The following is a 4,645-nucleotide window of genomic DNA, read 5'->3' as shown; positions in this document are numbered from 1 at the left end:
CTGCCCTAGCGCAAACGCGACGAAAAAGCTCGCAACAGAAAGCTGCGCGTAAAACTCGCTCGTAGCAAAGCTTTGCTTGACCCTCTCTAGTGCAGGCAGATACATATCGGTAGAAAGCGGCGCCAATGCCGACATATAGGCGAGTATGACGACGAGTTTGATCTTGGCAAATCTGCTCAGGCTAGCTTTTTCCAACGTCATCGTTCATGATCTTTAAACAGAGCTCAAACGTGCGAATGGCGGCGTTTAGATCTTTAAATTTTGCCGGCAAGAGCCTTAAAAGCAGATATAGCGGGCGCAGCCTCAGCACTTTAGTCCACGCGTTTTGCACGATGTCCACTCCGTCGTTTGCGGCGTAGCTACGGACGCCTTCGCGCACCAAGCTTTCGCTCAGCCCCTCGCGGCACAGATCATAGACGAAAAGCAAAAAATCGCGCGTTTTAAGCTCTTGCAGATCGCCGTGCTCGCCGTCGTTTTCAAAATCTATAAATTTAAGCTCGCCCTCTTTGAAAAGAATGTCGCGCAGCGCGGGCCTGCCGTGGGTAAAGCTTCGCGCGTGCAGCCCGGCTAGCGCGCTCGCATACCGAGCGATCAGAGCAGCTTTATTTTCGTTCGTCGCGTTGTGCAGCACCGCATCTAGCGGCTCGCCCGCATCTTGCAGCACGAAATAATCCTGCCCGCGCAGCACTAAACGGGGCACGGGCAGATCCGCAGCGCATAAAATTTCATACTTTTTCGCCTCGTAATCAAACGCTTTTTTGGGATTTCGCTTAAAAATCTTCGTAAGCAGTCCGCCTCTGATGCGGAATTCGGGCTGTTTGAGCCAGTATTTTTGCCCGTCGTATTCAAAGCCGAAAATTCGCTCGCCGGAATGGTTTTTTAAAATTTCATTCACGTGGTTTTGAAAATTTTGCATAAGCGCAAATTTAGCATAAAATTTTTAGAGCGAGCTAAATTTCGATATTATCGATAGAATTTTAAAATTTTACGCCTACCGAGCGCAGATAAAATTCATCAAATTTAATTTTAATCAAAAATTTCTGGAAAAATTAAATTTAAAAGGGTAAAATCAGGGGAAATTTTGGCGACCCCTACGAGATTCGAACTCGTTTTACCGCCGTGAAAGGGCGATGTCCTAACCGTTAGACGAAGGGGCCAAATGGGGATAAATTGAGAAAGCGTATTTTATATAAAGCCAACTTAAAGCGCGATTAAATTAAGGAAAAAATTATGAAACGAAAAATTTTGCTACTTTGTGCGATCTTAATGCTCGCAGGATGCGCTAAAATCGCGCCTCAGAGAACAAACGCCGTGAACTTCACCGTCATTTCGCCGCTTACCCGCACCAGCGACGCGGGCTTTATGCGTAAATTTAAAAACCAAACCGAGGTTCAAATTTACGCAAGCGGCATCAGCGTGCTGAGCCTAGTTTTAAAAGGCGATAAAATTTGCATGAACGGCGCGTGCGACGACGAGCTCGTTTTCAATAAGAAATTCTTCGGCACCGAGCACTACCGCGGACTTCTGGGCGAAATCCTAGACGGCAAGCCGATCTTTGGCGGCAGCGACGCAGGCGAGCGCCGTTGCCTCGCGCAAAGCCTGCAAGATGGCTCTATCGATTATAAGGTTTGCCGCGACAAGGACGGCGGCGGAAGATCCATAAGCTTCGCCGACGTAAAGCGCGGCGTAAAGATCAGAATCCGCGAGTTGCAGTAAAATTTTACGCTAGCCGCGAGCAATGTTTGTAGCACGTGAGATGCGATTCCGCGGGCGGCGCGAACAAATTGCGAACGAGTAAAATTTCGCGCAGCGCACATTTATAAACGCGCGGGAATAATGCGCTCTAGTAGCCGCCTCAAAACACGGCGCGAGCGGTCAAAATTCCATTACTCGGCTGGGTAATTTTCAGCTTGCGCAAATAGCGCGGTTTTATTGGCGCTCTGCGCCGGCTCTTTGCGACGAAATTTACTAAGCAGCGCGTATGTGCGAAAGAAAAAGCGTGCATTTAAATTTAAAAATCCGCGCGCAGCTCGGGTTTATAAAATTTTGCCGCACGCGGCGTAAAATAAAATTTAGGAGGTAAAATGAAGCGGATCGGAGCGCACGTGAGTGCTAGCGGCGGGGTTTCCAACGCGCCGTTAAACGCCGCAAAGATCGGGGCGGACGCGTTTGCGATGTTTGTCAAAAATCAGCGCAGATGGGACGCGCCGCCGCTTAGCGCGGAGGAGATCGCCGCATTTAAAGACGCGCTGAAACAAAGCGGCATCAGCGCGGAGCATGTTTTGGTGCACGACAGCTACCTCATAAATTTGGGCCATCCGCGCGAGGCAGAGCGCGAGAAGTCCCTAAACGCCTTCATGGACGAGATCCGCCGCTGTAAGGCGCTCGGGCTTAGGCTTTTGAACTTTCATCCGGGCTCGCATCTAAATGAAATTTCAGCTCAAGTGTGCCTGGATAATATCGCAGAGTCGCTAAATTTCGCCATCGCAAACACCGCAGGCGTCAAGCTCGTGCTCGAAAATACCGCCGGCCAGGGCTCCAATCTCGGCTATGATTTCGCTCAGCTCGCTTACGTGATCGGCAAAATTTCAAATAAAGATCGCATCGGCGTCTGCATCGACACCTGTCACGCGTTCGCCGCAGGATACGATCTGCGCAGCCCGCAGGCCTATGAGCGCACGATGAGCGAGTTTGACCGCGCGATCGGCTATAAATTTTTAAGTGGCATGCACCTAAACGACACGAAAAACGAGCTTGGCGTGCGCAAAGATCGACACGAGAGCCTCGGACGCGGATTTTTGGGGCTCGCGGCGTTTGAAAACATCATGAACGACCCGAACATCGACGAGATCCCGCTGATTTTAGAAACGATCGACGATAGCCTCTGGGCGGAGGAGATCGCAATGCTTCGGGCGATGATAAAATAGCTTTGCACTCGGCTTGTTTTGCGGTGCGCGGCATGATCTTATGCCTAGTAAATACAGCGTGCAGTAAACCTTGTGACGAATACGTAAAATTTATGAAATGCGGATAGAGACCGCAAAGCAAAATTTATGTAACTCGCAGCAGCCTGTGCGAAATTAAAATTTGCGTTATATCCGTTTGTTCGCGTAAACTCGCTTAAATTTTATCACCGAAGTAGTTTCTAATTTTAAAAACCGCGAAGCTAAAATTTCATAAATTTCAGAGCGCACAAAAGACAATTCGCATATAACGAAGTGTATGATTTGTTATAAAACCATACCCTCCATAAATTTTATAAACAAAGAAGAAGCCCAATTCACGCTTCTCCTTTATTTTATATATTCTTTCTTATTGTTCTTTCTTGGATTTCTTAGCCTTCTTTCCCGAAGCCTTTGACGAGCCGTCCTCTTTAGCCTCATCGTTCATTTTATCCATAGAGCCTTTTACTTTACCGCTTTGCTCATCTATAGAGTCCACCATATCTTCTTTTGCTTTCTCTGCCTTGGCATTTGCCTTAGACTTAGTAGATTTGATAGTATCTTTGGCTTTTTTATTGGCTTTTTGCTTTACGGATTTTAGATCGCTTATATCTGTAGTGCCGCTTACGGCAAGATCGTCCTTAATGGCTTCGAATCTCTTATCGCCTATGCCTTTAATGTTTTTGATATCCTCGATATCTTTAAATTTATTATCCTTGCGGTAATTTATAATAGCTTCCGCTTTTGCCTCTCCGATGCCGGGAAGCGCCATAAGCTCCTCTTTGCTTGCGGTGTTTAAATTTACGGCTGCCAGTATAAAGCTAGGCAAGGCCAGTAGTAATGCTAGAGATTTAAGTAGTGTTTTCATTGAAGGTCCTTTGAGGTTAAGATATTTGTATCGCTAAAAGATAGCCTATGCGTTCCGTATAATCTCTTTGCGTCGTATCCCTAGATACTGCCGTAAAGATTGTAGGGGTGCGTGCTTACCTTGCAATACGAAGAAATTATATTTACGCAGGGCTTAAAGGAAGATAAATTCCGAGTGGATATATGAAATTTTATCTACCTCCGAGCCGTTTTATTAAATACGCTTATTAAATGCGTTAAATTTTAGCTCGGTCTTAAAAAGCAGACAGATAGATAAATATATTGGACTGAAATACTAAATAGCAAGCGTCCGCCAAATTTGATTTAGCTTACATTTTAATTGCATGGCTTACTCGCTTTTTTTACACGACGCTTCATTGTACATGACAGCCGCTTTCATCTCTAAGTTTGCGAAGAGTTACGCCACAGGCCTGGCTACTGTCACAGGCCGAGCCTACAAGGATAGGTAAAGAAGTAAATAAATAGATCAATTGATTAGTTATGAATGAGCTTAACGGGTGTATTGCAGATAAATGGAAGAGCTAAGCGGCACGGATAACCATAGATAAAAATTTAGCCAGATTAAAATTTAATACCGAGGCTATGAAGCTATTTAAAACCATTTAAGATTGAAATAGAATTTTGAATTTCAATCGTAAGATGTTGAAAGATATCGAAAATTTTAATTATAAGATATTAAAATAAAATAGGATTGAACCTAGTCGTCAGGGTTAAATTTAATCGTATAGATCGTATAGAAAGTAGAAAAAAGCTAGAATTCTAACAAAGCCTGCAGCGACCTACTTTCCCCGTCCGAGTAACGGATAGTATCATCG

Annotated in this window: 3 protein-coding genes, 1 tRNA gene and 2 pseudogenes; 2 read left to right on the top strand and 4 right to left on the bottom strand. The window is 45.4% G+C overall.

Translation table 11 applies throughout. The annotated features are described in order from the left end of the window. The 3 genes and pseudogenes from Q0236_RS04295 to Q0236_RS04285 all read right to left on the bottom strand — a co-directional run. Positions 1-135: pseudogene (locus Q0236_RS04295) on the bottom strand (Bcr/CflA family drug resistance efflux transporter); the annotation flags it as partial. Between the two features lie 46 nt (positions 136-181). Then, complete coding sequence (locus Q0236_RS04290) at positions 182-916, bottom strand: spore coat protein (RefSeq protein ID WP_297915452.1); 735 nt, start codon at positions 914-916, stop codon at positions 182-184. A 166-nt stretch (positions 917-1,082) separates the two neighbouring features. Beyond that, a tRNA-Glu gene (locus Q0236_RS04285) sits at positions 1,083-1,157 on the bottom strand. Positions 1,158-1,230: 73 nt separating this feature from the next. Between Q0236_RS04285 and Q0236_RS04280 the strand changes: the two genes are divergently transcribed. Together Q0236_RS04280 and nfo are read left to right on the top strand one after the other, a co-directional pair. Beyond that, positions 1,231-1,716 (top strand): hypothetical protein, encoded by a 486-nt coding sequence (locus Q0236_RS04280; protein WP_297915450.1) that lies wholly within the window; start codon positions 1,231-1,233, stop codon positions 1,714-1,716. A gap of 368 nt (positions 1,717-2,084) precedes the next feature. Beyond that, entirely contained in the window at positions 2,085-2,927 is an 843-nt protein-coding gene (gene nfo / locus Q0236_RS04275; protein WP_297915448.1) for a deoxyribonuclease IV, read from the top strand. Positions 2,928-3,567: 640 nt separating this feature from the next. Here the strand turns inward: nfo and Q0236_RS04270 are convergent. After that, positions 3,568-3,810 (bottom strand): annotated as a pseudogene (locus Q0236_RS04270) (ComEA family DNA-binding protein); the annotation flags it as partial. Between the last annotated feature and the right edge of the window lie 835 nt (positions 3,811-4,645).

The organism is uncultured Campylobacter sp., assembly GCF_938031315.1.
Classification (GTDB): Bacteria; Campylobacterota; Campylobacteria; order Campylobacterales; family Campylobacteraceae; genus Campylobacter_B.
This window is presented reverse-complemented; position numbering and strand designations above follow the sequence as displayed.

Bases quoted from the DNA above. Each gene is read 5' to 3' on its own strand.
- Q0236_RS04290 (WP_297915452.1), bottom strand. From the start codon at position 916: ATGCAAAATTTTCAAAACCACGTGAATGAAATTTTAAAAAACCATTCC.
- nfo (WP_297915448.1), top strand. From the start codon at position 2,085: ATGAAGCGGATCGGAGCGCACGTGAGTGCTAGCGGCGGGGTTTCCAAC.
- Q0236_RS04280 (WP_297915450.1), top strand. From the start codon at position 1,231: ATGAAACGAAAAATTTTGCTACTTTGTGCGATCTTAATGCTCGCAGGA.